This is a genomic window from Neobacillus sp. K501, from assembly GCF_053749995.1.
The window spans coordinates 231,440-253,541 of record NZ_JBSLYA010000008.1 but is presented as its reverse complement, the minus strand read 5'-3'; the positions used below and the strand labels follow the sequence as shown (position 1 = coordinate 253,541).

Sequence of the window (22,102 nt, the reverse complement as noted above, 5' to 3'; positions counted from 1 at the left end):
AACATGCATTTGCAGCTGGATTTACAAGCACTAATTACCTACCTTTTTTAATATGTCTTCTAATGCTAAATCCAGTTGTGGAAATAAATATTCAAACCCTTCTTCCATTAACACTTTCGGTAAAACTTTTTGACCTTCCAGAACAAGTTTACTTTTTTGTCCAAGTATTAATTTCATAGCAAAAGAAGGAACTGGAAGCCAATGTGGACGGTTTAATACTGAACCAATGGTTTTTCCGAATTCCCTCATTCTTAAAGGCGAAGGAGAGGTAACATTTATAGGTCCATCTAAATGATCCTGTTTCAAAACAAAAGATATAGCTCTGACAACATCGATCACGTGAACCCATGACACCCACTGTTCCCCTGAACCAACTGTCCCACCCACGAATAGTTTATATGGCAACGTCATGAGAGGAAGTGCTCCACCATCAGATCCAAGAATTACTCCAAATCTCATAAAGGCAGTACGGATCCCGTATTTTTCCACTTGTTTCGCTTTATTTTCCCAATCAAAAACCGTCCATCCCAAAAAGTCATTACCAATGTCTGTTGACTCTTCTGTATAGATAGCATCTAAGGATACAGGGTAAATGCCAATGGCACTAGCATTGATAAAAATAGAAGGTTTTTTAGGCAATGCTTCAACGATCCTAAGTAGCTCCTCCGTCGCCGTCATTCGACTAGTATAGATTTGTTTTTGATGTTTCAACGTCCATCTACCATCATTAATAGAAACACCTGCTAAATTAATGAATGCATCTGTATTTTCTAACCCTTTTTCCGGAATGGACCCTTCATTAAGCCATTCTACATACGATACTCCATTAGTTGAAATTTTCCCCTTCCTTGTTAGAATAACGACTTCATGCCCTTCCTCCACCAACAAGGCAGTTAAATTCTTCCCGATAAATCCGGAACCACCAGCGATCACTATTTTCACCAAAGCACCCCTTTCGAAAAATCATTATTCTTTCTAATTTGACTCCGAATATAAAATGAAAATATTAAATACTTATACTTCACCGCTTATCAAATATGTTCCACAATACAAGGGGTGATTCCTTCTTAAATGAAACGCTAATCGAAAGCAAAAGTACAAATCTTCGCAATCGTTATGCTATAATTTGGAGGTAAAATAGAATTAGAGGTGACCTCCTTGGCCATACATGTTGTACTATATCAACCAGAAATACCAGCTAACACCGGAAATATTGCCCTTACTTGTGCCGCAACCGAAACAGTCTTGCATTTAATCCGACCGCTTGGCTTTTCAACAGATGAAAAAATGTTAAAACAAGCTGGTATCGATTTTTGGCACCATGTGAAAGTTATGTATTATGACTCATTAGAGGATTTTTTTTCAAAGAATCAAGGTCAGTTTTACTATATTGAGACATTTGGTGAAAAACCTCATTCAGGTTTTGATTTCAGTGATGCATCAACCGACCACTATTTTATGTTTGGAAAAGAAACAACGGGCTTACCAAAAGATTTACTTGAGAAAAATAAAGATCACTTCCTGAGAATTCCCATGAATGATCATGTCCGATCCCTGAACCTATCAAATACAGCGGCAATATTAATATACGAGGCTCTGCGCCAACAAGGATATCCCAATCTAAAATAAAAAATCTTCCGCACTGGAAGATTTTTTTATTCGTATAAATCAATATTACGAAAATTAAGCGGAATTTTTTCGTCTGAAATTACAAGTTATTGGCAATCGCCTTTGCCGTCCGTTCTCCATTGACGATGCAATCCACCAGTCCTACACCGTAATACGAGCAGCCTGCCAGAATAATCCCCGGGTAGTTTTCGGCCATCTTATTCTCTAATGATTTTATAATACCCGGATGCTTGATATCGTAATTCGGCATTGATTCATGCCACTTGGTTACTTCATGAGTAAGTAACTTGTCCCTTAAAGGAAACCCTAGACTTTTTTCCAGGTCAGATAAAGCGACCGTTAACAACTCATCTTCTGACAATGCCTGAAGGGTTGTGTAGTGTTTTGAACTGCTTTTATAGAACAATCGCACCAGCAGTTGCCTTTGACTGGAAGTGTGCTCCCATTTTCGGCTTGTCCATGTGCAAGCGTCACAAAACAGGTCACTGTCCTTTGTGCTAATAAAACCCGTACCGTCCATTGGCAGCTCTTCGTCCTGAATGTTGAAGCCTAGATAGACACTAATGAGAGAGCTGTTCTTCAGTTGATCGAACTCCTTATTTAAATCATCCGAGTCAAGTAAACGTTGTGCTGCAGTCGATAACACACTTAGAACGATGTGTTCTGCTTCTAGTTCTCTTCCATCAGATAAGGTAACACGATAGCGGCCGTTCCTGCTCTCCAGTGTTTCCGCCTTTACTCCCCTATATATCTCTATATCCGTTAAATGCTTTTCCATTCCAGCTACAAGGGTCGCTACCCCCTTCTTGAACGAGAGAAACTTGCGGTCATCCGGGGATTTGTATTTTTCACGATTCTCCATCAGACCTTTCAGAATACTTCCAGCTTCATTCTTATAATCCAGAAGATACGGAAGCGTGGATGCAATCGTTAGATCCTTCAGTTTTCCAGAATACACACCAGACAACACCGGTTCAATCTGCTTTTCCACCAGCTCTTTACCCAAGAAAGTCTCTAGAAAATCTCCGATGGAGTCCTGTTTCGTAAAAGATTCGTTCTTCGTGTAAAAATCCTTTAGCGCCTCCACCTTGCCCTCAGCTGACACTAATTCGCTCTTTACTAGAGCTTCGATGCTTAATGGAATTCCGAAGATCGTATCCTTCGGAATCGGCTTTAGTCGACCATCAGTATATATAAATGAGGTTCCGGTCGCATTGTACACAACCTCATCCTGAATTCCCAACTCTTCAAGCAAGGAACGAATATCAGCCATCTTCCTGCGAACAAGGGAGTCCGCTCCCGTCTCCATAATAAACTCCCCGTCGTAACGCGTTAGGATTTTACCACCCAAGTGATCCTCGGCTTCCACAAGGATGATTTTTGCTTGTTTGTTTTGTTCCTGTAACGCCTTTTGAATGTAATAGGCGGTCGATAATCCCGTAATCCCCCCGCCAATAATGACAACATTCTTCAATCCTTTACACCTCAATTTCCATTCCATCATCCTGTATAGTATATCAAAAATAATACATTTCATTGAAATCTAGATTCCGTTAAGATACATGGTGATTCTAATAAAAGCATAATCCGATACAAAAAAACCCCTCTTAATGTGAGGGGTCATACGATCATTAACTTTTATGTTATCGAGAACCGAACGATCGGATGAAGTGGATACTATTCTTTGATATATTCCTTTGTACTTCTCACTGTATCAATAGGGCGTACTAATTTTTCTATTTGATCACGTTTCGGCTCTAAGAATGGAGGTAAAGATAATTTTTCCCCAAGGGTTTCGTAAGGTTCATCCCCCATAAAGCCAGGTCCATCTGTCGCAAACTCAAACAATATTTGTGGCGCAACTCTTGAGTATAAAGACTCAAAAAAGTGACGATTGACATAACCGGATGTCGAGAATCCAAAACTGCTCAATCGCTCGATCCATTCATTCAAAACAGAACGATCCTCTACGCGGAATGCAGCATGGTGGACGGTGCCATAACCTTGTCGAGCTTGTGGTAGAATCGGATTGTATTCTACAATTACAGAAGCACCATTGCCGCCTTCCCCTACTTCAAATAGATGGAATGATCCATCAGCCGACGTTTCTTTAAATAATAGAACTTTTTCTAGCATTTCTTTAAAGTAATCAAAGTCTGCAATCCGAACAAAGACTGGACCTAAACCGGTAATGGCATATTCCAATGGGATTGGACCCTTTTGCCATGGTGTACCAGATTCCACGCCTTTATTGAATTCATCTGATATCAATTGATATTGTTGATCATCAAAATCAACGAATGAGAGAGTTTTCTTGCCAAATTGCTCTTTAATTCCTGTATGATTAACTGCTAAACGATCAAAACGATTGACCCAATAATCCAATGCTGCATCACTTGGTACACGGAAAGAGGTCTTAGAAATCTCGTTTGTACCGTGGACTCCTTTCGGAATGCCCGGGAAGTCAAAGAATGTCATATCTGTGCCTGCACTGCCTTTATCATCCGCAAAGAATAAATGATAGGTTTGAATATCATCTTGATTGACCGTTTTTTTCACTAAACGCATTCCTAAAACATTGGTGAAAAAATCATAGTTCTTTTCTGCACTACTTGTAATAGCTGTTACGTGGTGGACACCTTTTAGATGGTTCATTTACTTTTCCTCCTAGAATATTATGATTTAAACGTAAGCTTGACATCCTGTTATACTATTTCAAAATGAAGTATTTTAGAAAAATAGACTATCTAACGCATATTGTCCTGGACCAATTAAAGCAATGCCAATGGCAACGGCAATCAAAGTAAGGTTATATTCATATCCATTTGCTGTTGACCATAAACCGTTTGCTGCATGCACCTTAACAATCGCCATTAGCATGGTTCCTGCAATCATAATTGATGCAAGTGGAGTTAAAAGTCCTAATGTGAACAAAATTCCTCCAATGAGTTCAGCTAATCCTGCAAAGAGAGCCATCGTTACGCCTGGCTTCATCCCAATGGATTCAAACCACCCTCCAGTTCCCTTTAAGCCATAACCTCCAAACCAACCAAACAATTTTTGAGCACCGTGACCAACAAATAGTAAACCTATAACCAAACGAATGATTAACAAACCGATATTTAACATTAATAATTCCTCCTCATTATTTTATCTCGATTTCGAGATATTTGTTAAAAAAATATAAGGTAATCCTTTACTCAATATTTTTTTGTTTGTATTCCTCAATCGGAATCTTGGATTCAATTATCTTGAATCTGAGATAATAATAATCCTTATTTTCATGTTTGTCAATAACCATATTACAAAATAATTACTTACCTCCGTCTCGTTTTGGATAAATGTAAAATCATTTATTTTTTATGTATAAAAGCTTATATCCCACACACACTATTAATAGGGCTAGTAGCTCAAAGGAGAGCAGCTAGATCATATCGGCGTTATGATTTATGCTTTTTGTGGGTTCAAGTCCCACCTAGCCCTATTTATTCCTCTCCTATTATTAAATCCCCACGTAAAAAATCATAATTCAGATCTTACAATTGGGTTTCGATCATCTATTTTTCCAATATGCTTTTGCTTCTTCCTCAAGAACCTTTAATCTTTTATAATAATCAGGGAACTCATTAAGATGAGCCCATGCAATTTTCCCCGTAATGAAAGGGTCGTCGCCCGTAACATTCGTTTGGCTGGATATTTTTCCATGTTCAAGTTCTGTATTTACTCCCATCCAAAACTCCTCTAAACCAAATTTACTTTTATTAAAATCAATACCTAAAAGTAAGGCGATAGCTGCAGCTTCCTCTTTAGAAAAGCTTTTAGCCCTCGCTACAAGGCGATGATTTCTATTCCAGTTTAAACTTCCGGTACTTGGATACTGATATTGCATACCCATAAAGTGGTCTAAATACGGATTATGATAATAGAACAAAACGCATCTCTCCTTATAAGATTTACCAACAGTATACGTTAGAATCATTTTTAGGAGCTTGTCACCTCAAAGTTCACCGTTAGTATGAAACTAACCCTCCATGATCGTTCAAAAAGATAAAGGTGCTGCCTTTCGCATCCCTTTTAAAACTGAAGCTGTCGGTTCGTTATGGATTGTCTTCCTATATTCCCAACCAACAAAAATTGATGATAGATTTTCTATTTAAAATTCCATGCTTGTCCATTTCAGTTTTTCCATCATTCCATATAATATAGGGAATCCTTAAGAGGTGGTGATATTCTATGTCATGCCAAGGCGGATACGAAGGCGGATCTCGTTTTAACTTCGCTTTAATTGTTGTTCTATTCATTCTATTAATTATTGTTGGTGCAAGTTTCTGGAGTGGATACTAACCTAATAATCGAATGAAAGGGCAAACCACAATAGTTCTATAGTGTAAAGAAGCGTCAACGGACGCTTCTATTTTCTTTTTGAATGATTAACAAAGTAAAGACTTAATTTTTACTACTACTCATCAGCATTAGATTTGAAGTTCTTTAAGAATCGATTAAAGAATGGACGGATCTCATTTATTAAAGGTTTATATTGTTTAGCTGTTGTTATAAACATATCGACCGTTTCCATGAGCAATTCAAAATCGACATTTTTCAGCGTCTCTTCTATTTGGTTTAGTTTGCTGTAAGTTTTCTTTTCATATGTTCTTTTCCTATTCCCCAAAAACCAATCATCGAACCCATTCGTTTTGTTATTGAAATGTAAACTGTACTTTTGTTCAGGCTTATCTTGTGATTCATCTTCTTCCTTTTCAAAAAATTCACTCTGCCTACTTCTCCTAAACATTAATTTGGAGAATCGATCCAGTTCTCCCTTTTGTTCAGGTTTTTTATCATTTTCTTCCAATAACTCTCCCCCCATTATTTCTTTACGATAAATTATGAAAGGAGTTATCACAGGGTGTGGACAAATGTACGGAATATGTATGGAGTTATTTCAATCTAAGAGTAATGGAGTACTTTTCGTCGATGTTACACCTGTTGGTTAAAGAAGAGTCTTACCTCAAGTATTAGAATTCATAAGAGAACAATTTTCCGTTAATGCATATAAAGGAAGCCCAAGTAGCCAATATAAGCGTAGATTATTCGCTAATATTGGCTAAATAAGCAAAAATCCAAGGATTTAGAGCATTTAGGCGGAAAAACTTCCCTTATTATGAAGGAAATATGGGTCTTTCCCCATTTAGAGGAAATTTTTACGTTTATTTTTCAAACACAATAAAATCAACATTCAGTTATAAAAGAGCCAATTTATTGATCTTTTTCCGCTTTGAAGGCGAGAATTTACCCAGCCATATTATTCTTGGCACCTGCAGGGTAAATGACCGAGATATGGTCGATCGTTGCTTTGGAGCCGACGAACTTTAATTGGTATCTATCACTGACATTGTAGATCCAAATGGTATCGCCATTACTATTACGAATATCGTCTGGTGCACCTAGTTCATTTTTAATATTATCAAACGTAAGTTGCTGGAGTTCTTTTGCATAGGAGCGAATATCAAAAATCTGTTCTCCTTTATTAATCCCAAAAACAAACCCGCGGTTCGAATAAGTCGCATATCGATTACCAGCAACGTAATCCAGTTGATTAGGTTCCCCCCACTTAGCTGTAATTTCGTCAAATGTAGTGCTTTCTAGTGGGAAAATACTGTTTTTAACTGTCCCCTTTTTAGCTAATTCCACGGTTTCCTGAATTAAATTTACTTGTTGGCTATTTTCAGGTTGACTTGGGTTATCTGTTGTTCCTTCACTCGTATCTTCCTCTGACTGTTCTGACGTCCAGTCACTGTTATTGGAGCTTCCATTTGATTGCGAATCAGATTCAGAGTTCGTTGAAGTTGAATTAGTTGGTGGTGGTGCAGATTGTTGATGATCCTTATCCTTTGTGCATCCGAATAAAAGAATAAATAGAAAGGGAATGATGGCTAACTTCAATAAGTTTTTCAATTCTTTACCCCTTTTCCTTTGATATGTGGTGAGTTATCATCATCTTAATAAATGTTAACTCATAAAATTAAACGAAAATAGAAGCTATAAAGTTACACCATTTTCATCATTCCCCTTACTCGAATAAAAATTCTTTTTCTGTGTCAAGACAAATAATACTACCATTCAACACAGTGCAATGGAATTCTTGTTGATAGCTCACGTTTTATCTTTAAACATATTGTTTTTTCCTCAACATCTCCTTTATTTTTAGGTGGTATTGTTGATCAACGAATAGGAATTCTCTATTGAAAAACAAAACACCTCTGTCTCTATAAGTCCACAATATTAAAAGAAATTGAATAATTAGGATAAGGAAATTACAAAGTAATATTTTAAAGCGCAAAAAAAAACATACCATTCTCGTTTTAAGAGTTGGTATGGTTCTTTGTATGAAAAGGTAGTTAACCGAAGCCATTTCCACCATTTTGGTTTTATGCATATAGCATCCGAGCTGAAATGCGATGAGACCTGCCGTATGGCTACATCCACTTTTTCATCAGTTCGTATTCGAGATGGATTATTTTATCTAATGTGGTTTTAGTACCACTTTGATACAGTTATCCGTTTTCGTATCAAAGAGCTCATAGCCCTTCTTGGCTTCCGCTAACGGTAATTTATGAGTCACGACATCCGAAAGATCGACTTGACCTTCTGAGACCATTTTATAGAGTTTTGGAATAATCGGAATGACATGGGCTTGCCCCATTTTTAATTGAACATTCCGCTGAAATATATCACCTAAAGGAAAGGCATTGTATCTCATTCCATATATCCCGGTTAGTTGAATGGTTCCGCATTTACGTACCGCCTGAGCAGCCATTACGATCGCACCCATTGCTCCACCATGAAGCTTTAAGCCTGATGCCAAAAATTCAAGCGGAGTCATTTTGCCGTCCATTCCGACACAGTCGACCACCACATCTGCCCCGCCTTGTGTGATTTCTTTTAAATATTCGCCCACATTTTGCTGAGATTCAAAATTGACGATTTCAACATTGTTGGTCTTTTTCGCATGTTGCAAACGATAGTCGATATAGTCTACGGCAATGACACGCTTCGCTCCTTTTAACAAAGCGAATTTTTGGGATAGTAAGCCGACTGGCCCACACCCGAGAATGATAACCGTATCTCCGGCTTTCACCCCAGCATTTTCAATGCTCCAATAAGCAGTCGAAGCCGCATCTGATAGCAAGACTAACTGCTCATCCTCCACTTCACAATCCTCGGGAAGACGAAATGGGGTCGCGTTACCATAAGGGACTCGTAAAAACTCTGCTTGTCCCCCAGCGTATCCGCCCGTTGTCTCCGAATATCCGAAATAGGCCCCCATATCCCCATGTGGATTGGCCTCATCACATTGGCTCGTATAACCTTGCTCACAATACCAGCAGCGGCCGCAGCTAATATTAAAGGGAACGATCACTCGGTCTCCTTTTTTCACACTTGTTACTTCAGGACCCACCTCTTCTACTATCCCCATTGGTTCATGGCCGATGATAAAATTTTCCGGCATGTTCGGGATCATCCCATGGATAAGATGCAAATCAGAACCGCAAATAGCGGAAGTGGTAATTTTAACGATAATATCATCCGCTTTTTCGATTTTTGAGTCTGGAACTTCTTTTACAGCGACGTCTTTTATTCCTTGATAGGTAACGGCTTTCATCTTAAGACTCCTTTAGCTTTATTTAAATGGAGTGGCAAATGTACCACGTCTGTCCGTATCGATTGGGAAAAGTTCCATATCGGCTATTGCGAGGGCCATATCCGCAGATTTAATGTCTAACTCTACCTGTTTTCCGAGGTCATGAGGATAAAGCCACCCTTTTTCTAGCATTAATGCGGTTGTTTCTTCGTATAGGTCAATGGCTGCCTCCATTTGGTTATAAAGGGTCTCCCTCACTTTTGGGCTGGCTGTTTCTGTTAAAGTAACGGAATAGTAGCGAATCCCCGTTTTAATCGATAATAAAAAATCCGTTGCGAAAGCAGAATCCGCCATCTTTGGCATTCCTTCTGCATACTTTGGATCTAAATAATCTTCATTCATTCCATTCACCTCACTAAAAATGCGTCCTGGCACCCTCATATAGGGCTTTTAATTCTTGAATCGCTGTTACGGATTGTTGGACATCTTTTTGCATGAGTTTCTTTAAATCATTATCAAAACAAATTCCCTGCATCAATTTCGCTTTCATTAAACAAACGGTTTTGAAGTTTAACATTTCGTGCATATCCATTGTTTCATGGTAGGCTAATTCAGTTGGCTGAACCAATTTCCCCCACTCCTTTTAAACAAATTCTAATATTATCTTTCTTCTCCCTTTGAATGCCATTCCAAAAATCGTTCCCAGATTTGTTTTAAATTACCTATTATTTTTGATTGAAGTATAAGTCATGATATACATAAAGAGGAGGTTGCAGGATGACGAAACATATGGCTCTTCATGAAACACTTGAGGTTCATGAGCTTTTAACCTTTAAAAATCTTTGTTTAACAAAAGCCGTTATGATGAGTGGTCTTGTTCAAGATCCAGCACTAAAAGCGATTCTTTTAAACGATGTAACCTCGGGAACAACGTTTGTTACTCGTTTAAAGGAATTCATCACAGATAGGGGTCACAGCCGTGAATGACTTATTAAAAAACATCATGGGTATGGGTGGCATGACGGATAAAGTAATCGCCACTGATTTTTTAATCTCAACAAAAGCGGGGATTCGGAATTTAGCGTTTGCGTTAACGGAAACGGCCACTCCTGAAGTAAGAGCAGCCCTGCGTGAGGAATTAAAAAATGCCGTTAAAACCCATGATGAAATTACGAATTTTATGATGGCAAATGGAATTTATCATCCTAATGATTTAAAGGAGCAATTACAGGCGGATTTGCTAATTACGGATACTGCGTTAAACTTAGCTCAAAAAATGCAGTAATTATAAAGCATTTAAAAGGGAGATTTGGATTATATCCTATCCTCCTTTTTTATTTCTTCTTTCTTTTCATACCAACCGTCCCCACCAGAAAAAGGGTTACCCCTGTCCATTCCATATTTTTTTCACGTCAACGCCGTTCTTACAAGTCACTTATTTATTTTTATGACTCATTAACCAGATGGATATTCAGGACATTTTTGTATAGATATGGTATGATGGTACTAATATCTTCCAACGGATAAAGGCTTCCCTTTATTGCGCAAGAATACAGATTCCCGTTCTCACATGGGTTTCTGGTTTTTGTATTGGAGGATTATTTTTTTATAAGGAGGAATTTAATGTGAAAAAAGTATTAAAGTTTTGCAAACGGTTTAATCCAAGCTTGGGGGTTATCTACTATGAACCATAGTTTGATGCAGCCTCATGATTTTTTTGTCCAGCAGTTGTTTTACCTAGACGAAAACATAAAGGAGTTTACGAATCTTTATCTATCTTCGACACCGGCTCTAGAACGATTAAAGAACTTTTTCAGTTTGTATTCATTAGAAGTAGAGGATCTGATTCAAGAAAATCAGCGCAAGGGGTCTATTTCCTCTTTTCCAAAAGTATTGATTGGCACCAAAGTTACCGTTTTGTATAACGAGGATCAAGAAACCGAGGATTATATCATCTGTTTCCCTGAACATTCCGACCCGGATAGCGGTTATATTTCCTTCCTATCACCCGTAGGAAGGCAGCTGCTACTAAAAAAGCTGGGTGAGACATTACCCTTAAAAATTCCAACTGGCGAAACGGTGATCACGATTAAAGACATCTCCTTTGGCGGGCACCTCTTAGTTGAAAATAGGAATATTGGTTGAAAACAATTTAATAATAAAACTAAGCACCATTCTCTTCCGTCGAGATGGTGCTTTATTTTTTTTCATTTTTCAACTCTTCTATATTTACGATTCCATGTTCACACAGGACTTTCGTTATTTTTTCCTTCATTCTATCGGATGTGATAATACAGCTTATTGGAATGAATTTTGTTTTCATTTTTAATTCATACCCGTTATTAACCTCTTTGTCATATCCATAAAATTTATGATTGGTATCAATCTGGACAAAAGAAAATGATTTTATTTTGTCCCAAGCGACAAAACGACTACCATTTAACAATCCATCATCTACGATTGCAAATACGTTTAAAAGGTTTTGTGAATAGGTAAAAGGAAGCAAAAACAACAAGTAAAAATGCCAATCCAAATTTTTATTCAATGCCGCTATTATCAGCATAACTATGAAAAATAGGAGCATTAGACCATACACACTGATTCCAAATTTTTGTTTTGAAAACGTCGGTATTTCTACTGGTTCCTGAGGATATTTTCGAATACTTACCAATTCCTCATTCGTTGTAGGGAGAAGATGCTTTTGTTTCATTTTTATCATAAGTTGACCAAATCGATAACTCTCATACAACATAATTATTAAAAATATCACATTCATTAAAATCTTCAATCTCATCATCCTTTTTATGATCCCACCACTGCCATTGGTCATCATTCAACAATTTAGGTTGGAAAGGCTTAAACTTCACCTATTTATCCATACGAACCAAATGTGAAATGGTTTCGTTTATTAAAAAAATCGTCTAGAAGTTGTACCAAAAGATGGCAGCATTAATATATATGTTACTATAAAGGAAGATAAGACAAGCTGGGGGTGATTGTAGTGGAACCAAAATGGCTGGATTGGGCGAAGCAGCTTCAGGCTATTGCACAAGCGGGACTGACCTATTCAAAAGATGTTTTTGACTTAGAGCGATTTGAACAAATAAGAAAGATTAGTGTGGACATTTTGAACCACCATACTGAAGTGGAATCAGAGGTAATCAAAGAGTTGTTTGCCAATGAAAACGGTTATGCCACCCCAAAGGTCGACATCCGAGCCGTTATCTTTCACAATGGACAGATTCTTATGGTCCGAGAGAAGAACGATGGGAAATGGGCATTGCCAGGAGGCTGGGCTGATATTGGACTATCTCCCAGTGAAGTAGCAGTGAAAGAGGTGAAAGAAGAATCAGGTTTTGATGTGCAAGCCATTAAGCTATTGGCGGTAACCGATTATAAAAAACATCCGCATCCTCCTTCCCCTTACCATGTATATAAACTATTTATTCATTGTCAAATCATTGGCGGTCACGCCACTAAAGGAATTGAAACTAGTGACGTTCAGTTTTTTGCAGAAAATTACCTGCCTCCGCTATCAACCGCACGGAATACAAAATCACAAATTGAAAAGATGTTTCAATACTTAAAGAATCCAGATGAGATGGTACATTTAGATTAAAATGAGGCGAAGACCGAGATGTATTTGAAAATACACAAATACATCTTGGTCTTCTATCCTTTACATAAATTGAATTAAGATCCCCGACTTATCATCATGACGAAGTTGATTCTCTTTCTCAAAATTCTCTAATTCGATGGCATAGCGATCGATTCCCATTTTTTTAATCTTTTTAAATGTTTCTTCGATGGAGTCATGGGGGTGAAAAAGCCCATCTGAAATCATTAATAGCGTTTTGATTTCGCTAACCTTTTCATGACCATACTGAATGAAATGGACCACTTCCTCCTTACCATTCGCAACGGAATAACCATTTGGTTTATTCGCCAAGGAACGATTAAAGATTAACTGCCGCGGAATCGATTGAAAATACTCCTCTTCTGGCAGGTTAACCCCGTTTTTCCTTTGTTCCCCACGCCAAAGCTTTGCCTTGTTACTAATTCCTTTTACGGTATCCTCTGTTAAAGCTTTAATCATGCCATTTTGAAACTCAGCAATGATCATACAATCTCCAAGCTGGGCATATGAAATCATTCCATCTTTTTCAAACTTGACAATGGCCGCACAGGTTGACCAGAGTTCTTCATATTTCTCCTGGTTTACCTGGTAAGTTTCCATCAGCTCTTTCAACATACGATTCGCAGCGGTGATTCCTTCCACCAATGAAAGATTACTTCGGTAGAGTCTGAAGAAATAATCTCTAAAGAGATTGGAAGCTAGATAGGCCCCGTTCCTACCGTTTTCATCTGTGAAGGGAACCAATGGTGTAGCCCCATCAAAAACCCCATACACATTAATTTTTTCATTTATTACAATCGCATCTTCGCTGACACTTTTATGGGGGGCAGTACGTAAATATGACTCGAGCTTCATAGGTTCTCCACCCTCTTTATCAAGATAAGCTCATTATATGATTGAAAAAACTTGCTATTCCTATATCTTAAATCGCTTCATTCACGAGCTGTCGCATCGAATTCAATTTGCTAGAAAGCTCATGAAACCATTCCTCATCACCGGTTGATAACGCCAAATCAATTAGGAATAGAATTTGTTCCTTATTCACAACATTTGCAGGAGGAATAACCTTAACCTGTTTGCTTAATAATGGGACGGTTTTGCCAATGATTTCTTGGTTGTCACTCGTCACGACATAAACCTTAACGACTCCCTCTATCTGACTCAGCAATTCAATATATCCGATGATTAGTTCCCCATTACTTGATGTACCCTTAACCCAATCGCTAATTTTCAACATTCTCATTCACCTGCTCTTAACTGTAATTATTTTTATTACATTTTAACCAGAGAAGTAGGCAGCCCTAGCCACATTACTTATTTTGATTGATGAGGTCAACCACTTCTTTGATACTATAATTCTTTAAATATTCACCTAGGTGTTCTTCCGCGCCTAAAAAAATGGTAAACAGGACACCTTGCATATTGGCACCGACAATGCACTGTTCATTGGAATCAGGACACTTAGGCTGTAGCGCACCTTCTGAAGTAATCTGATAAATATCCCAGAGATTTACCTCATCTAGTTCCTTCGCAAAAATAAAGCCTCCGCCAATACCCTCTTTTGATTTAATAAAGCCATGCTTTTTTAACAAACTTAACACTTTCCGAATACGTACAGGGTGTACACATGCGCTTTCGGCAATATAATCACTCGTGGACATCCGGTCAGGCTTCAGAGCCAGTAGTGTCAAACTATGAATGGCAAGTGTAAAATCACTGTTCATGACCTGCCTCCTAAGAAATGAGATACTATTTTTATATCATATTTTATACTGTAATCACAAATTTTACAGATTAATTACAACAATTTAATAAGCGCCCCATTGTTTTATCACCTGTTCTTCGGCGATGCGTTTTATTTTTTCGCAAGATAGCTCTTTGTTGGCTATCACATTGGTTTGATAATTACGACCGTTTAAATGGACCGTTACGAAGACTTCAACCATAATTCCCTTCTCCTTTCATCATTAATTCGCCTCATTTTGCCACTCAACGTTAACGAAGGTCCGCAGCTTACGAGGTATAAAACTGCGAATTTCATCGTCATTATAGCCGACCTGCAATCTTTTTTCGTCCTGGATGATAGGTCGTTTCAATATTTTCGGGTTATCAATGATTAATTGATATAATTCCTTTAGTGGAAGAGAATCAAGGTTTACATTCAATTCCTGGAAAACTTTAGACTTTGTTGAAATAATCTCGTCTGTCCCCTCTTCGGTTAACCGAAGAATAGATTTAATCTCATCCACAGTTAAGGGTTCCGTTACAATATTTCTTTCCGTATATTCAATTTGGTGATCCTCCATCCAAGCCTTTGCTTTACGACAAGAACCACAGCTTGCTGTTGTATAAAGAGTTACCATACTTATACACTCCCTTTTTTACTAACATATGCTTATTTAAATGTAATAAGAAAAATTACAGTTAGAACAAAAAATAAATCGATCTATTTATACTGTAACTTTAATCTTTACAGTTGAAAAAGTCAACTCCCTTTTTAAAAACCCATTTTCATCACTAAACAATAACATTTTAATAAAAAATAATAATTATTTATTGTAAAACGATAAATAACCTGTTAAAATCAAAATGAAAATAAATATGAGAGGTGCTTTATATGAAACGAGGTTCAACGCTCTTTTTAAAAATGGCTGTTTTTCAAATAGGAACTCCAGTACTTGCATTGTGTGTTTTTGGAGTGTTTTGGTTAGTAAAAAATCCAGCAAATCCAGATTATGCACATATGCTATACCCAATTGTCGTAGGTATGTATGGATCGGTGATACCATTTATCCTTGCCTTGTATCAGGCTTTTAAACTTTTAAGCTATATCGACAAGAACCAGGCTTTCTCCGAATTGTCCGTTAAAGCTTTGAAAAATATTAAAATCTGTGCGATAACAATCAGTGGTTTGTATGTGGTAATACTACCATTTGTCTTTCTCGTAGCAGATCTAGACGATGCTCCTGGTCTGATCCTAATCGGAATGGTGCCTATCTTTGCTGCCATGGTCATCTCCGTCTTTGCTGCTGTGCTTCAAAGGCTTTTACAAGAAGCAATTGATATAAAATCAGAAAACGATTTAACGGTCTGAGGTGAAAATAATGGCGATAATAATCAATATTGATGTAATGCTGGCGAAACGGAAAATGAGCGTAACGGAATTATCGGAGAAGGTCGGAATCACAATGGCCAACCTTTCTATCTTGAAAAATGGAAAGGCAAAAGCGATTCGATTTGCGACATTAGAGGCGATTTGTAAGGCTTTAGAATGTCAGCCTGGGGATATCTTAGAATACCGAAGTGATGATAATGCTAATGTATAGTATTGATATTGTGTGGAGACACATGTCATGAGAGCAGTAAAACAATTAGTTCGTTTTGGTTGGGAGCAGGCGCTATCCTGTTTGTTCCCTGTCGTTATTTTTGCCTCTTTGGCTATTACGAAGATCTTGCCACTCCCGTTCCTCCCACGCTATGACTGGCTACTGATCATTTGCTTACTGATGCAGTGGTGGATGGTGCGTTCAGGGCTCGAAACACGGGATGAACTTAAGGTTATCACCTTGTTCCACTTAATTGGCCTAGCACTTGAAGTTTTCAAAACCCATATGGGATCCTGGTCTTATCCTGAGGAAGGATATTTCAAATTTTTAGGAGTCCCTTTGTATAGCGGATTCATGTACGCAAGTGTTGCGAGTTATCTGTGCCAGGCGTGGAGAAGGCTTGATGTGGAACTGGTGAAGTGGCCGCCGTTTTGGGTCGTTGTCCCTCTTGCCGCTGCGATATATTTGAATTTTTTCACCCATCATTTTTGGATTGACATTCGTTGGTGGTTATCAGGGCTTGTCCTGATCGTCTTTTGGAAATCTTGGGTCTACTACGAGGTTGGCGGAGTACGATATCGGATGCCGCTCGCCCTTTCTTTTGTGCTGATTGGATTTTTTATCTGGATCGCCGAAAATATCGCAACATTCTTCGGAGCTTGGCAATACCCAAATCAAACCGAAGCCTGGAGTCTCGTCCATCTCGGAAAGGTGAGCTCGTGGCTCTTATTGGTGATTGTGAGCTTCCTGATCGTCGCGACGTTAAAGCTAGTTAAGGGGAAAGGCACCGCTGGGACAGATACGAAACTTTCTATTTAAAAATCAGTGAATTCCTAAGGAAAATTGTTCCTAGGAATTCTTTTTATTTGTGGGAGCACGCAATGTTGTTGGAAAAAATGGATTTGATTGTCTATGAAGGTTTATTGGTGACCGAGACTACCTTGGAACATCCAAAACGGTCGCCTATAAAGGCTGTTGGTGACCAAAACTCGGTTGGATCATCGAAAGCGGTTACCAATAAAGGCTGTTGGCGACCAAAATTCGTTGGACCATCGAAAATGGTCGCCTATGATGGTAAACTGTACCCTAGTTGGGAATTCATGGGCATGATCCGACAAATGATAATGAAAAATCAAAAAGACCCCACACCACCTGCGGTACCTCCTAGCTAAAGTACTTTTAATAATCTAGATAATTTCCCATTTCTTAAGATTCGCCACTTCTAATAGACGTGGTTCTGGATTAACCGCCACAGGATTTCCTACTAATTCCAGGACATTTAAATCCGTGAAACTATCACCATAGGCATAGCTATTTTTCCAATCTATTTGGGTGTTGGATAGATGGGCATTAATAGATTCCATTTTTCGTTCCCCATAAATGTAGTTAATCTGAGCGTTCTTCTGCAGTTTATCCTCCTCATATGGAATCCTGCTTCCAATTATACAATCAAAGTTCACTTTTTTGGTGACGGAGTTTAAAAGTGGCTCGTAGGCCCCGGAGACCAGCATCGTATAATAGCCATCACTCTGATGTTGTTCCAGTCTGGCAAGCACCTGATCACTAAGGTTTTCACTCATCATCTCGCCAATTTGTGAAAAAAACTGCTCCATTTCTGTTTTGGTAGAAGTTCCAAATGACGCAATATAACACCACATCGAGTATTCTTTCATTTTTTGTTCGGGGTAAAGTTTACATTTGTACGCCAGGTAGATAGGCAAAATCCTTATAAAGAAGTGTCGATACTTCTGAAAGTGGATCGGGTGGTTCTTCAAATGACTCATTAATAATGGAAATGTCTCTTCTGGAAATAATGTTCGATCAAAATCAAAAATGGCAACCTTCATCGTACCAACCTTCCGTTTTAATAATCCTGCTTGTTTACTACTATGAATATATCACATTTATTTCCAAAACAAAAAAACGACAGTTAGACGTCGTCATTAAAAAACACAGAGAATGCTAACAATATTATTGATGATAAAAATGACAGAAGGCATCCTTTACTCATATGGATACCTTTTGTCTACTATCTGAAATTTCTTACCCATGTCGATCAGATAAAATCCCTAATTTTGAAGTTTAGAAGAAATATGTCTATTTTAAAAAGATAATCAGCAAATGTTTTTTAGAGTATTCCCCCCTATTCCATGCTTTCATTATCTCCCTTGATACATTTGATGCCACTGCTGCCAGGTTCCGTGTGGATGTTGCTGATGCCATTGCTGCCAAGGAATGAATGGCAGATGTGGATGGTGCTGTTGGTGCTGTTGCTGCCACTGTTGCCAATTACCATGAGGATGTTGCTGATGCCATTGCTGACCAGAGCCGTGTGGGAATTGTGGGTGCTGCTGATGCTGTTGCCACTGTTGCCAATTACCATGAGGATGCTGATGGTGCCATTGCGACCAGGACTGACCAAAACGCATAAAAATCACCTGCCTTTAGATAAAGTCCCTAATAGATTATGCACAATAGGTAATGAAGTTTGTACAAATTCAAAATATAGGCTAGTGTACTTTTTTTTCAATGAATTTTTATAACAATCGTCCCTATCTATTCTTCATTTCAAGCTCCGTATAGTGTAAATAGAATAATGATTGGAAAATCTTATGGTAAAATAAAATACGACAAAAAATTTAAAGCGAGGGAACGTATGAAATCAAATGAAAAACATAAGCGATTAAAATTGAAAAAGATTCTTCGGGCACTAATGGTCATTATTGGGGGGTTTATAGCCGCATATGGATTAGAAACCGTATTAATTCCAAACAGTGTATCAGATGGTGGAGTAACGGGCATCAGTATTGTTGGTTCACAACTTTTTGGTATACCTTTAGGAGTTCTTATCTCCGCTCTTAACATCCCGTTTATCTGGTTAGGATATAAACAAATTGGAAAAAGCTTTGCTTTTTTATCGATCATCGGAATTGCCTCACTTGCCGTTGGTACTGTTGTTATGCACCACACCCCAGCAATTATTGAGGGTGATACCCTATTGATAACGGTTGTCGGAGGAATTATTCTTGGTTTTGGAATGGGATTAGCACTTCGTAATGGTGGTGCTCTTGATGGAATTGATATGCTTGCGGTACTACTTTCTCGAAAGTTACCCTTTGGAACGAGTGATCTTATTCTATTCTTAAATATATTTGTGTTTATTATTGTTTCAACTGTATTCGGCTTACAAGGGGCTTTCCTTTCGGCCATTGCATACTACATAGCATCTAAAGTGATTCATATTGTCGAAGAAGGTTTAAGCGGCTCTAAAACCTTTCATATTATATCAACTCAGCCTGAATTGTTGGTAGAAACTATACGGGACCGTTTAGGTCGAAGTGCAACCTATAAAGATGCTTACGGGGGTTATTCCAAGGAGAAATTTAAAGAAGTTACTTGTGTAATCAACCGCTTAGAAGAAACCAAGCTTAAGGAAATTATTAATGAAATTGATGAGGGTGCCTTTGTTACAGTGTATGACGTAGCAGAAGTAAAGGGCGGTAATTTTAGAAAACATAATATTCATTAACTAGCATCAAAACCGGAATAAGAGTTACCATAAACGGTAACTCTTTTTCTTATTTCTTTTTTGATACAATACGCCATTCATTTGCGATAAATATGTTAATTTAGTCATCGTAAATATAACATTTTAATAAACTCAGTTATGAACAACCAACCATTTCTGTCATATCATTTAAGTTCATCTGCTAACTTTTTTCTTTACAGGCATCCAAATTTCACTATATTTATTGTCGGATGGTCCATTGTGCTGTGTGAACGAAATTCCAGGTAAATCTACTATTTCATAATCAGATGAAGGCAGCCATTCCGAATAAATTTTTGCGTGAGTTTCTTGAAACGTAGCTGGAAATGGTCCTTGATTAGGGAAAATCGCCCATGTGCTTTCTTCAACCGTAATTTGCTCTAAATCATCGAAGGGATTTTCTTTTGTAGTAGCAAATCCAATCATATGCGTTAAGTGGCCCTTTTCTTCCAAGAAACCATCTTCGAAATCATAAGAGACATTCAACACTTGCTGAGGATATAAATCTGCTAATTGATGCATTTCTTTTCTTTGTTGTTCGGTGATGGACTGGGCTAGTTCTAAGATGGCATGATTTACACCTTCAAATTGAATCGGCACTCTTTTTGATACTCCGACTATATGAAACTTCTCTTTCATTTCAATTTTGAATTCCATTGATATTCCTCCTTTAATATCGATATAGAATGAAAACTTGGGAAATGTTTTTTGAATTTTGTTTTTGGTAACTTCGGAAGGTAAAAAACCACTCCATTCACGAAACGCTCTTGAAAATCCTTCAATGGATTGATAACCATATTTATAGGCGATCTCTGTCACTTTGGCTCCGTTTATTAATTCAACATTCGCTACGGACAATCTCCTATTTTTGATATACTCATTCAATGACATTCCAGCCATATAGGAAAACATTCTTTTAAAATGATAATCAGATAGTCCCACAATTTTTGATATATCACTCCCAGAGATTTCTTCCGTCAAATGTGTTTCAATGTAATCCATTAAATGATTGAATTCCTGTAACATTCATTTCCCTCCTTACAACTACATCTTATCGTTACTATGTATCATTTACTCGATATTTTATATACGGAATATATCGGAACAGTTCTTGAACAAGAATATAATAAAAAAGTCCATTCTGTTAACAGCAGAAGGACTTAAAATATGATGTATCATTAACTCTTTTTCCTTATTAATTCATCCCGATCGGATGCCATAGGAGGTTGTTCCAACCATTTATTTTTAATCATGATATTAGCTCCATCTTCAGAGTACATTTGGACTTCTAAAGATAGCCTGTTATACATAGCACTAAGATCTCCTCTAGGACTTTGACTAACAGCTGTACCGTAATAGCCTACGCTCAAAGAAATCAATCCACTGGTAAAGAACATCATCAGTTTATCTGAAAAGGTATGGGCAGTACTATTTGTTATTTCGGAATCCCATCCCATAGGTGCTGGAAGTTTACTTTCCTCTAGCTTCCCTCTAAATAACCTTATATGTTTATTCCCAATTTCTAAGCCCTTTAAGAAGAATTGCTTTACATCCTTATCCTTCGCCACTTGACTAAATCCAGTAAGTGCTGCAACCCCCAAGGCATTTCTTTGCATATTCGCAAATAAATTATCGACTTCGGCAGCAACTAATGGTCTTTTCTCTCCGAACACGTCTAACATAAACCATTGTTTTTTTACAAATTCAACCTTCTCTAAATTTGGCAAACTCGGAGACCTGATATACATACCTTTAGATAATAATAATTCTGTAGATTTATCATATAATTGCATCGTTTCTGTGAGGCAATCCATGTAATAGGATTTAATATCACTTCTTACAGATGTTCCAACACTGGCTGCATAAGTTGTAAGGCCAACCTTAGACATTTGGTTTAAAAAATTCAGTGCAAAACTGTCAGAATAAAGTCTAGGAGCGTTTAAATCCACATCGTCTTTAATACTAAAACCATTTGGAATTACATGTTTTTCCTCAGTTAGGATGGCTGAAATCTTTTGGATATGTGAGTTTGACAATTCTAATGCAAATTCAATGATACGCTTAATTTCAGTATCCTCAGCTTTTTCTAAAAAGTACGTCAGAACACATATGCTTGAGCTATCATTTAAGTATTGAAACCAAAGTTGACCAATTTCACCGGCTGTAAACCTAATCTGTACTTCTCTATCATCCATAAGTAACCCCCAAAAAAGTTATTCTAAAAAATACCTTCCCCAGTAATTACCTATAGTATGTATCATTACCTTGATTCCTCACCTTGCAAATATGAATCAAGTATTAAACTTCAAGTTTATGACTAC

31 protein-coding genes and 1 tRNA gene are annotated in these 22,102 nt (G+C 37.7%); 13 read left to right on the top strand and 19 right to left on the bottom strand.

The window, feature by feature from the left end:
• Positions 1-30 precede the first annotated feature (30 nt).
• Positions 31-942, bottom strand: a complete 912-nt coding sequence (locus tag ACWM35_RS18645; RefSeq protein ID WP_454820351.1) for a TIGR01777 family oxidoreductase — start codon at positions 940-942, stop codon at positions 31-33.
• 216 nt (positions 943-1,158) lie between these two features.
• Between ACWM35_RS18645 and trmL the strand changes: the two genes are divergently transcribed.
• A complete protein-coding gene (gene trmL, locus ACWM35_RS18640; protein WP_454820350.1) occupies positions 1,159-1,629 on the top strand; it encodes a tRNA (uridine(34)/cytosine(34)/5-carboxymethylaminomethyluridine(34)-2'-O)-methyltransferase TrmL in 471 nt (156 codons plus the stop codon).
• Positions 1,630-1,708: 79 nt separating this feature from the next.
• Here the strand turns inward: trmL and hemG are convergent, their stop codons facing one another.
• The 3 genes from hemG to ACWM35_RS18625 all read right to left on the bottom strand — a co-directional run bounded on the left by hemG (position 1,709) and on the right by ACWM35_RS18625 (position 4,758).
• Positions 1,709-3,103: a protoporphyrinogen oxidase gene (gene hemG, locus ACWM35_RS18635; protein WP_454820349.1), complete on the bottom strand. Its 1,395-nt coding sequence runs from the start codon at positions 3,101-3,103 to the stop codon at positions 1,709-1,711.
• A 203-nt stretch (positions 3,104-3,306) separates the two neighbouring features.
• On the bottom strand, positions 3,307-4,284 hold the full coding sequence (locus ACWM35_RS18630; protein ID WP_454820348.1) for a ring-cleaving dioxygenase: 978 nt from the start codon (positions 4,282-4,284) through the stop codon (positions 3,307-3,309).
• A 75-nt stretch (positions 4,285-4,359) separates the two neighbouring features.
• Positions 4,360-4,758 carry a DoxX family protein gene (locus tag ACWM35_RS18625; protein ID WP_454820347.1) on the bottom strand — a complete coding sequence of 133 codons (399 nt, stop codon included), beginning with the start codon at positions 4,756-4,758 and terminating at the stop codon, positions 4,360-4,362.
• A 270-nt stretch (positions 4,759-5,028) separates the two neighbouring features.
• Here ACWM35_RS18625 and ACWM35_RS18620 point away from each other — a divergent pair.
• Positions 5,029-5,112, top strand: a tRNA-OTHER gene (locus ACWM35_RS18620).
• Between the two features lie 70 nt (positions 5,113-5,182).
• Here the strand turns inward: ACWM35_RS18620 and ACWM35_RS18615 are convergent.
• Positions 5,183-5,560, bottom strand: coding sequence for a DUF5661 family protein (locus ACWM35_RS18615; protein ID WP_454820346.1), 378 nt, complete (start codon positions 5,558-5,560; stop codon positions 5,183-5,185).
• Positions 5,561-5,862: 302 nt separating this feature from the next.
• On the opposite strand from ACWM35_RS18615, the gene ACWM35_RS18610 reads away from it, so the two are divergent.
• Positions 5,863-5,973, top strand: a complete 111-nt coding sequence (locus ACWM35_RS18610) for a YjcZ family sporulation protein (RefSeq protein ID WP_454820345.1) — start codon at positions 5,863-5,865, stop codon at positions 5,971-5,973.
• Positions 5,974-6,088: 115 nt separating this feature from the next.
• On the opposite strand, the gene ACWM35_RS18605 is transcribed toward ACWM35_RS18610, so the two are convergent.
• The 5 genes from ACWM35_RS18605 to ACWM35_RS18585 form a co-directional block, all read right to left on the bottom strand.
• Positions 6,089-6,481, bottom strand: coding sequence for a hypothetical protein (locus tag ACWM35_RS18605; protein ID WP_454820344.1), 393 nt, complete (start codon positions 6,479-6,481; stop codon positions 6,089-6,091).
• Positions 6,482-6,918: 437 nt separating this feature from the next.
• Positions 6,919-7,584: a YjgB family protein gene (locus tag ACWM35_RS18600; protein WP_454820343.1), complete on the bottom strand. Its 666-nt coding sequence runs from the start codon at positions 7,582-7,584 to the stop codon at positions 6,919-6,921.
• A gap of 568 nt (positions 7,585-8,152) precedes the next feature.
• On the bottom strand, positions 8,153-9,292 hold the full coding sequence (locus ACWM35_RS18595) for a zinc-dependent alcohol dehydrogenase (protein ID WP_454820342.1): 1,140 nt from the start codon (positions 9,290-9,292) through the stop codon (positions 8,153-8,155).
• Positions 9,293-9,310: 18 nt separating this feature from the next.
• Complete coding sequence (locus tag ACWM35_RS18590) at positions 9,311-9,673, bottom strand: spore coat protein (RefSeq protein ID WP_454820341.1); 363 nt, start codon at positions 9,671-9,673, stop codon at positions 9,311-9,313.
• A 13-nt stretch (positions 9,674-9,686) separates the two neighbouring features.
• A complete protein-coding gene (locus tag ACWM35_RS18585) occupies positions 9,687-9,863 on the bottom strand; it encodes a spore coat protein (RefSeq protein ID WP_454820376.1) in 177 nt (58 codons plus the stop codon).
• Positions 9,864-10,048: 185 nt separating this feature from the next.
• Between ACWM35_RS18585 and ACWM35_RS18580 the strand changes: the two genes are divergently transcribed.
• From ACWM35_RS18580 to ACWM35_RS18570, 3 genes are all read left to right on the top strand, one after another.
• A complete protein-coding gene (locus tag ACWM35_RS18580; protein ID WP_454820340.1) occupies positions 10,049-10,258 on the top strand; it encodes a hypothetical protein in 210 nt (69 codons plus the stop codon).
• Positions 10,251-10,556, top strand: a complete 306-nt coding sequence (locus ACWM35_RS18575; protein ID WP_454820339.1) for a spore coat protein — start codon at positions 10,251-10,253, stop codon at positions 10,554-10,556. Before ACWM35_RS18580 ends, ACWM35_RS18575 begins: the two co-directional genes overlap by 8 nt.
• Positions 10,557-10,954: 398 nt before the next feature.
• Positions 10,955-11,416, top strand: a complete 462-nt coding sequence (locus ACWM35_RS18570) for a GreA/GreB family elongation factor (protein ID WP_454820338.1) — start codon at positions 10,955-10,957, stop codon at positions 11,414-11,416.
• Positions 11,417-11,468: 52 nt separating this feature from the next.
• Here the strand turns inward: ACWM35_RS18570 and ACWM35_RS18565 are convergent, their stop codons facing one another.
• Entirely contained in the window at positions 11,469-12,059 is a 591-nt protein-coding gene (locus ACWM35_RS18565) for a hypothetical protein (RefSeq protein ID WP_454820337.1), read from the bottom strand.
• 213 nt (positions 12,060-12,272) lie between these two features.
• On the opposite strand from ACWM35_RS18565, the gene ACWM35_RS18560 reads away from it, so the two are divergent.
• Positions 12,273-12,890 carry an NUDIX hydrolase gene (locus ACWM35_RS18560; protein WP_454820336.1) on the top strand — a complete coding sequence of 206 codons (618 nt, stop codon included), beginning with the start codon at positions 12,273-12,275 and terminating at the stop codon, positions 12,888-12,890.
• Positions 12,891-12,950: 60 nt separating this feature from the next.
• On the opposite strand, the gene ACWM35_RS18555 is transcribed toward ACWM35_RS18560, so the two are convergent.
• From ACWM35_RS18555 to spxA, 5 genes are all read right to left on the bottom strand, one after another.
• A complete protein-coding gene (locus ACWM35_RS18555; protein ID WP_454820335.1) occupies positions 12,951-13,763 on the bottom strand; it encodes a protein phosphatase 2C domain-containing protein in 813 nt (270 codons plus the stop codon).
• Between the two features lie 67 nt (positions 13,764-13,830).
• On the bottom strand, positions 13,831-14,151 hold the full coding sequence (locus ACWM35_RS18550) for an IDEAL domain-containing protein (RefSeq protein WP_454820334.1): 321 nt from the start codon (positions 14,149-14,151) through the stop codon (positions 13,831-13,833).
• A gap of 67 nt (positions 14,152-14,218) precedes the next feature.
• Positions 14,219-14,632, bottom strand: coding sequence for an RrF2 family transcriptional regulator (locus tag ACWM35_RS18545; protein ID WP_454820333.1), 414 nt, complete (start codon positions 14,630-14,632; stop codon positions 14,219-14,221).
• Positions 14,633-14,716: 84 nt separating this feature from the next.
• Complete coding sequence (locus ACWM35_RS18540) at positions 14,717-14,854, bottom strand: BA3454 family stress response protein (RefSeq protein WP_454820332.1); 138 nt, start codon at positions 14,852-14,854, stop codon at positions 14,717-14,719.
• A 21-nt stretch (positions 14,855-14,875) separates the two neighbouring features.
• On the bottom strand, positions 14,876-15,271 hold the full coding sequence (gene spxA / locus ACWM35_RS18535; RefSeq protein ID WP_454820331.1) for a transcriptional regulator SpxA: 396 nt from the start codon (positions 15,269-15,271) through the stop codon (positions 14,876-14,878).
• A gap of 254 nt (positions 15,272-15,525) precedes the next feature.
• Between spxA and ACWM35_RS18530 the strand changes: the two genes are divergently transcribed.
• The 4 genes from ACWM35_RS18530 to ACWM35_RS18515 all read left to right on the top strand — a co-directional run bounded on the left by ACWM35_RS18530 (position 15,526) and on the right by ACWM35_RS18515 (position 17,406).
• Entirely contained in the window at positions 15,526-16,002 is a 477-nt protein-coding gene (locus ACWM35_RS18530; RefSeq protein WP_454820330.1) for a DUF2975 domain-containing protein, read from the top strand.
• A 10-nt stretch (positions 16,003-16,012) separates the two neighbouring features.
• On the top strand, positions 16,013-16,234 hold the full coding sequence (locus ACWM35_RS18525; RefSeq protein WP_454820329.1) for a helix-turn-helix domain-containing protein: 222 nt from the start codon (positions 16,013-16,015) through the stop codon (positions 16,232-16,234).
• A 27-nt stretch (positions 16,235-16,261) separates the two neighbouring features.
• The gene (locus ACWM35_RS18520; RefSeq protein WP_454820328.1) at positions 16,262-17,053 is read left to right on the top strand and encodes a DUF817 domain-containing protein; all 792 of its coding nucleotides are present in this window, start codon (positions 16,262-16,264) and stop codon (positions 17,051-17,053) included.
• Between the two features lie 65 nt (positions 17,054-17,118).
• Positions 17,119-17,406, top strand: coding sequence for a hypothetical protein (locus tag ACWM35_RS18515; RefSeq protein ID WP_454820327.1), 288 nt, complete (start codon positions 17,119-17,121; stop codon positions 17,404-17,406).
• 15 nt (positions 17,407-17,421) lie between these two features.
• Here the strand turns inward: ACWM35_RS18515 and ACWM35_RS18510 are convergent, their stop codons facing one another.
• A complete protein-coding gene (locus ACWM35_RS18510; protein WP_454820326.1) occupies positions 17,422-18,081 on the bottom strand; it encodes an HAD family hydrolase in 660 nt (219 codons plus the stop codon).
• Between the two features lie 392 nt (positions 18,082-18,473).
• On the opposite strand from ACWM35_RS18510, the gene ACWM35_RS18505 reads away from it, so the two are divergent.
• On the top strand, positions 18,474-18,665 hold the full coding sequence (locus ACWM35_RS18505; RefSeq protein WP_454820325.1) for a hypothetical protein: 192 nt from the start codon (positions 18,474-18,476) through the stop codon (positions 18,663-18,665).
• 225 nt (positions 18,666-18,890) lie between these two features.
• Positions 18,891-19,763, top strand: a complete 873-nt coding sequence (locus ACWM35_RS18500) for a YitT family protein (protein ID WP_454820324.1) — start codon at positions 18,891-18,893, stop codon at positions 19,761-19,763.
• Positions 19,764-19,937: 174 nt separating this feature from the next.
• On the opposite strand, the gene ACWM35_RS18495 is transcribed toward ACWM35_RS18500, so the two are convergent.
• Both ACWM35_RS18495 and ACWM35_RS18490 read right to left on the bottom strand, forming a co-directional pair.
• Positions 19,938-20,807, bottom strand: coding sequence for an AraC family transcriptional regulator (locus ACWM35_RS18495; protein WP_454820323.1), 870 nt, complete (start codon positions 20,805-20,807; stop codon positions 19,938-19,940).
• Between the two features lie 152 nt (positions 20,808-20,959).
• On the bottom strand, positions 20,960-21,976 hold the full coding sequence (locus ACWM35_RS18490) for a DUF3231 family protein (RefSeq protein ID WP_454820322.1): 1,017 nt from the start codon (positions 21,974-21,976) through the stop codon (positions 20,960-20,962).
• Positions 21,977-22,102: the final 126 nt, after the last annotated feature.

Coding starts and splice junctions, on each gene's coding strand:
- ACWM35_RS18625 (WP_454820347.1), bottom strand. CDS start 4,758: ATGTTAAATATCGGTTTGTTAATCATTCGTTTGGTTATAGGTTTACTA.
- ACWM35_RS18520 (WP_454820328.1), top strand. CDS start 16,262: ATGAGAGCAGTAAAACAATTAGTTCGTTTTGGTTGGGAGCAGGCGCTA.
- ACWM35_RS18495 (WP_454820323.1), bottom strand. CDS start 20,807: ATGTTACAGGAATTCAATCATTTAATGGATTACATTGAAACACATTTG.
- ACWM35_RS18585 (WP_454820376.1), bottom strand. CDS start 9,863: ATGGATATGCACGAAATGTTAAACTTCAAAACCGTTTGTTTAATGAAA.
- ACWM35_RS18525 (WP_454820329.1), top strand. CDS start 16,013: ATGGCGATAATAATCAATATTGATGTAATGCTGGCGAAACGGAAAATG.
- ACWM35_RS18505 (WP_454820325.1), top strand. CDS start 18,474: ATGGCAGATGTGGATGGTGCTGTTGGTGCTGTTGCTGCCACTGTTGCC.
- ACWM35_RS18545 (WP_454820333.1), bottom strand. CDS start 14,632: ATGAACAGTGATTTTACACTTGCCATTCATAGTTTGACACTACTGGCT.
- ACWM35_RS18530 (WP_454820330.1), top strand. CDS start 15,526: ATGAAACGAGGTTCAACGCTCTTTTTAAAAATGGCTGTTTTTCAAATA.
- ACWM35_RS18490 (WP_454820322.1), bottom strand. CDS start 21,976: ATGGATGATAGAGAAGTACAGATTAGGTTTACAGCCGGTGAAATTGGT.
- ACWM35_RS18630 (WP_454820348.1), bottom strand. CDS start 4,284: ATGAACCATCTAAAAGGTGTCCACCACGTAACAGCTATTACAAGTAGT.
- ACWM35_RS18550 (WP_454820334.1), bottom strand. CDS start 14,151: ATGAGAATGTTGAAAATTAGCGATTGGGTTAAGGGTACATCAAGTAAT.
- ACWM35_RS18510 (WP_454820326.1), bottom strand. CDS start 18,081: ATGAAGGTTGCCATTTTTGATTTTGATCGAACATTATTTCCAGAAGAG.
- ACWM35_RS18595 (WP_454820342.1), bottom strand. CDS start 9,292: ATGAAAGCCGTTACCTATCAAGGAATAAAAGACGTCGCTGTAAAAGAA.
- ACWM35_RS18500 (WP_454820324.1), top strand. CDS start 18,891: ATGAAATCAAATGAAAAACATAAGCGATTAAAATTGAAAAAGATTCTT.
- ACWM35_RS18540 (WP_454820332.1), bottom strand. CDS start 14,854: ATGGTTGAAGTCTTCGTAACGGTCCATTTAAACGGTCGTAATTATCAA.
- ACWM35_RS18555 (WP_454820335.1), bottom strand. CDS start 13,763: ATGAAGCTCGAGTCATATTTACGTACTGCCCCCCATAAAAGTGTCAGC.
- ACWM35_RS18580 (WP_454820340.1), top strand. CDS start 10,049: ATGACGAAACATATGGCTCTTCATGAAACACTTGAGGTTCATGAGCTT.
- ACWM35_RS18570 (WP_454820338.1), top strand. CDS start 10,955: ATGAACCATAGTTTGATGCAGCCTCATGATTTTTTTGTCCAGCAGTTG.
- spxA (WP_454820331.1), bottom strand. CDS start 15,271: ATGGTAACTCTTTATACAACAGCAAGCTGTGGTTCTTGTCGTAAAGCA.
- ACWM35_RS18610 (WP_454820345.1), top strand. CDS start 5,863: ATGTCATGCCAAGGCGGATACGAAGGCGGATCTCGTTTTAACTTCGCT.
- ACWM35_RS18590 (WP_454820341.1), bottom strand. CDS start 9,673: ATGAATGAAGATTATTTAGATCCAAAGTATGCAGAAGGAATGCCAAAG.